At 46.5% G+C, this 5,278-nt stretch carries 2 protein-coding genes; both read right to left on the minus strand.

The window, feature by feature from the left end; translation table 11 throughout:
* Window positions 1–900, minus strand: a 900-nt coding sequence (locus tag RM811_RS21790; protein WP_402528354.1) for a hypothetical protein, incomplete at its 3' end; no start/stop codon positions are given.
* Between the two features lie 484 nt (window positions 901–1,384).
* Window positions 1,385–5,257 carry a YhdP family protein gene (locus RM811_RS21795; RefSeq protein ID WP_402528357.1) on the minus strand — a complete coding sequence of 1,291 codons (3,873 nt, stop codon included), beginning with the start codon at window positions 5,255–5,257 and terminating at the stop codon, window positions 1,385–1,387.
* Window positions 5,258–5,278: the final 21 nt, after the last annotated feature.

The following is a 5,278-nucleotide window of genomic DNA, read 5'->3' on the forward strand; positions in this document are numbered from 1 at the left end:
CGCTGAGTTTATAATATTTACTATTTCATCATTCCATTGATTAAACGCTTCACTAAATTCCTCATTGTCCTCTGGGAGTTGGACATTATAGCCATGCTTTATCATAATATCTTCCATTTTTATCTTTATATTATAAAGCAGCTCTTTAACACTATTTATTGTTTCATTTATTGTTTCATTTCTTAAATCATTAGCCAATGAACTATCAGTATCGACACATTCTGCTATACCACAAGTGCCCGAATTGTAGCGCATATTGAAACCAGTCTTCTCTTTTAGAGTGGAAAAATGATCCTCAAGGAGGTGCATATATTCTTGACAAAGATTTCCATACCTCTTAATTATCAAGGGTAATAATACGGCATCAGATGTATTTTCAGTTTCTTGTTCTATATTTTGATTTGTAATATTAATAATCTCAACTCGTCGATTTTCGTAAGCATTCTTCAATTTTGCCCGATATTCGGTGTGATTTAATCCTGAGATACCACTCTCATAGTTTTCAACAATAGTCTTCACTTCATTTGTCAGAATTCCAAGCTGATCCAGAAGTTGTTTGTTGGTTTTTATATATATTTCATTCACCAGAGATGACGGACTATCACTGCTGCTAACTTCTAATCCTTCAACATCAGGTACTCGAGAATCTCCAATTACGGAATCAGCCTCTCTGGATTTACCAGAAGGCTCAATTTTTCTTTGATTAACCGATTGATCAGAGCTTTCCGCAGACCTGGGTTCTCTGGGCAGCTGTTTATCTGCGGGATATTGTTTCCAAAGGGTAGTGGGAGTCCTTAATTTTCCCAACCCTTCTTTCTGTCCAGGTACGGGATGTTTTTTATTCTCAATAGGTGCAGAAAAACTTTGTTGGCTGGCTTGAGTGATATTTATAGCAGGCATGTTTTTTCCCTAATAATTAGATAGAAGATACAAGTCAATGTCTTTGCAATGATCGATAGTAGTTCACAGACCCTCAAATCCTCTAGAGCCAAGCACCTTAGAAAAATAGCTGGAATTTTAAATAATTCACCAAGGAATTAATTTTTAATTTCTGAACATCAATATATAAACGTTATTAGCAGTGTAAGTGAGGATCAGAGGTAAGTGCCAGGCAACCCACTGCATGAGAAAATATTATTCAGAGTAGTCTACATTTTCTACCGATGATATTTTCGGTGATCAAAAGATGATTTTGTCAAATAACCACTGGAACATACGACAAAACCTGAGAAGCCCCCCCTGAGTCGTTTATTTTTTCTTACCTTTTTTCCGGAGGTATGTGTTCAAAAAGCACTGGCAAAAATAAAGAACTATTGTGCATTAACCTTGGCGTTCCTGGCCTGTAGATTTATGGAACTATCGATTTCCAGTACTTTTTGAGAGGTTACTTTCGGAGCTTATTGGAAAATAATTTATCCAGTGTCATTTCAGGATCATCAAACGGCCCTTTAATCCGGTAACGAATACTGGCCAGCTGATCCACCTGTTTACCCACCAGCTTATCGGCAATATAGATAATCCCTGCCACCTGGGGTGCTGTTCCTAAAAGGACACTGAGAATGGGCAGGTTGGATGAAACCGGCAGCGTAACCACCAGACTCAAATCCAGCTCTTCGCGATTGGTATCTATCGTACCGTCCAGTTTGAAATCAGATGAAGGACCTTCAATCACCATGGGTGAATCAAAGGTAATTACGCCCTGATTAACATTCAGGCTACCCCGAATCTGGTCGAAGCTGATGCCCGATGAGTAGAGATCGGAAAAATCCAGCTGAACTCTTCGTGCCAGCGCTTCCGTATTAAAAATACCAAACACTTTCAGTGCCCCGGAGGAACTGCTATCCACTTTCCGCAACCGGCCTTTTTTCAGCAGGAGATCAACCCGGCCTTTCATAGTGGCCACATCTCCCCCAATGGGTGATCCCTCCCAGTTAAGACTGGCATCAAAGCGACTTTCTTTGGCTTCCAGAAAGCCGGAAAAACCCAGGGCTTTCTGAAGCTCTTTTATACCGGTGCCCTTTAATGTTCCCTGCACCCAGCTACGCTGCTCACCATCCATCTGAACCCAGTCCGCCAGACCCTTAAGGGATACACCCGACAGTTCACCGGTAATATTGTCAACCTTAATACCATGGGGGGCATGGCGAAGTTTGAAACCAATACGGCCAGGCGCGCGATTGCCAATCTGAATTCGGCTGATACTCACATCCAGGCTGGGTAACGTTGCCGGATTAATGTCCGCAAGGCTATCCACAGGCTCGGTAGTTCCTTCTCCAGAGGGTGCTTCTGCCAGGGCAGACTCTGGCAGATAAACGTGATCAATATTTAACTTCCAGGGCGTTGTCCTCTGTTCAGGAATCCATAAATCACCTTGCAATCTCTGCCCATCAACACTCAGTTTCATTCCTTTTCGATCAGGTTGAGCCCCTCCCCGTTGAGCCGCCTGCTGAACTCCCTGCTGAAGAGTGACTGAAATATCCGACCATTGATAATCCCCATAGATCAGGGAGCCTATAGCAACATTGTCTACTTCTATCTGTGATGCCAGCTGCTGTTCACCAGGCGTGCCGGGCTGCCCTTCGAAACGCTGCTTCCACGGGCCAATATCCAGCTCAGGCAATACCCCGGTCACCACAAATTTTCCCCCTTCCGGTAATTGGCTGCCTGACGATATTCTTTCACTGGCTGAACCCAGGATGACAAGAGCAGACTCAGGGGACCATTCAGGTGTCATTGTCATCTGTAACTGCCCGAGGTTTGCCAGACTGACATTGAGTCGTTCATGCCCACCCTTTTTAGTCAGGGAAAGATCAAGTGGCAAGGGCGCATCCGCCGGTTTACCCACCGGAGCAGGCAGTTCAATTTCAACGCCGAGCAGTTCACTGTTTACCCTGAGCTCGGTAGTGCCCTCATTCAGTCCCAGGGAAAAACGGGCACGATAATCCGTTTCTCCCTCCAGCAAACTAAGCCAGTCCAGTGTTAACCAGTCCTGAAGGAAGGTCACCGATACTTTGCCAGTCCAGTCTATATCTGTCGTCACGGGCTGCTGGTTAACAACAGTAGAGCGAATTTGAAATTGGGCAGGGTTGCCAAACAATTGACCAGATAATTGTCGTGCATAAAGACCACGCTCAGTACTGAAAGACAAATCCCCATCGATATCATTAACATCAATTCCCAGTTCAGGAATGGCAAACCTGAACGATTTCACTGCGGAACGGATATCCACCTCTGAGCTTTCCAGATCCTCAAGAGGAAGCGTCAAATTAAGGCCTGCATCCAGTCTTCCCTGCAGCTGCCATTTCTTCGCTTCTCCCTCCATCAAGTCATTAACCGGGGTCTGGGTAAGGAAGTATTTCAGCGTTTCTCCGTTAGCATTCAGGTGACTGCTAACCTTCAGTACCGACTCCCCTTCCAAAGGCACTCTGGCGATAATATTATCCAGCTTGCCACCGGCAGATTCTGCACTTTCGGCCAGCACTTCAACCCGGTCGTCATTGACATAAACCTGGCCGGTAAGACCCGTGATGATGGGCCAGTCCGGCGCATAGTCCAGCTCGCCATTGCTAATATCAAAGAACAATCCCCAACGGGAATCCTGAGGACTGTTATTTCCAACTAAAGCCCCGTTATAAATAAAGCCACCCCCTGAAATATCCGCCTTGCGGATAGCCGTATCCAGCCAATGGACCAGATCGCTGTCCATTGGCATCAGGGCTGGCAGATATTTCCCGGTATACCGTGCATCACCATTGCTCATCCCTACGGTAAGCGCCATATCCAGTGTCTCACCTTCATTCCACTGCAATGGAACATCCAGCCTTAACTTGCCTTTCAGGTCTCCTTCGGGACCGGCAAGGGCAAGATCATCAGACCTTAGAATATAAAAGCCGTCTATAACATCCCAATAGAGTCGGGCCCGGGCGGTATCAAATGTCCATGTTTCCCGAAACAGTTCAGGAAATCCAAGCTGAAAATCCCGGCTATCAAGATCCAGATAACCCTGTAACAGGTTCATCCTTAATTGACCGCTGACATTCCCCCCCGAAGGAGCACCCTCCCAGGCATCCACAGACACATTATCCAGACGGGCACTCAAATCAAAATCAAAGGGTTTGCGGGAAGGAAAAAAGCGAATAGCGAGATCGTTCAGCTGACCTTCGGGGTTCAGGGTGTGCACCAGGTCAGCGACCGGTTTTGGTAATGCATTGGTATCCAGAAGCCAGCGTTTAAGCAGATCAAGATCCAGATCTTCTGTCGCTGCAGTAATCGTATACTCAGACCTGCGACCACCGGTCAGATACCAGCTGTTTTTCCAGCGATAGGTAACGTCATTGTGCAAGCGGTTTTCCAGCTGCAGGTCATTCAGCCAGATCTGCCAGCTGGACTCCTGTGCTCCTGAAAAAACACCCTGCATAAACAGCGCTGACTGTCCGGAGAGATGGCTCAGGCTTCCGGAATTATCAAGATAAGCCACATCCGGAGCAGCAACTTCCCCCTGAACCTGCCAGCTCTCATTGTCATAACGCCACTGGGTATCCAGTTCAACCATGGCAATCAGAATATCGTCGTTACAACCCGACCACAATGCACAGAGCTGTTCTGCGTTAAGTTCACTGGCTTTGCCGGTACCCTGCCATTGTGAAAATAATCCACCACTGAAAACGCCACTGCCCGCGACTTCCAGATAACCACTGCCAACCTCAAGCCGGGCTGATAATTCTTTTCGGTTATCATCAGTCAGTACCGTCAAATACCGACTATTAATATCACTGCTTTCACCATTGGCTTTTCTCAGGTTCAGACGAATGTTACGGATATCAACCATCTGTTGCAGGGCAAGCCATTCCAGGGCAGAACCTTGACGATATTTCGGCGTTTGTAATGATGATCCGGCAATCTGCTGAATACCCGAAAGCGTCCACCGGGCACCGTCTCCCTGAACCAGATCGATATTCACACCCTTGATTTCCAGAGCGGTAAATACCGGCGTCCAATGGAGCAATGACTCTCTGAGGCTCAGTTCCATATCCAGCTGTTCAATACTGAAGCCAGTAACCTCCGCCTCTTTTCCCTTAAGCGTCAGACCTCGCAGCGATAGCGATGGATCACCGCTATTCCATTGGGCAGACATGGACTCAATCTGAAAGTCAGCATTTAAACGATCACTGAGAAAACGGGAGAGCTCAGGTAGCAGGACAGGCAATGAACTGAACATCAAGCGACCAGAGGCAACTATCACCACCAGAATGGTCAACCCTGTAATCAGAAGCCTCCA

The sequence above is a fragment of the Endozoicomonas sp. genome (assembly GCF_031844845.1).
In the GTDB taxonomy this organism is placed as follows: Bacteria; Pseudomonadota; Gammaproteobacteria; order Pseudomonadales; family Endozoicomonadaceae; genus Endozoicomonas.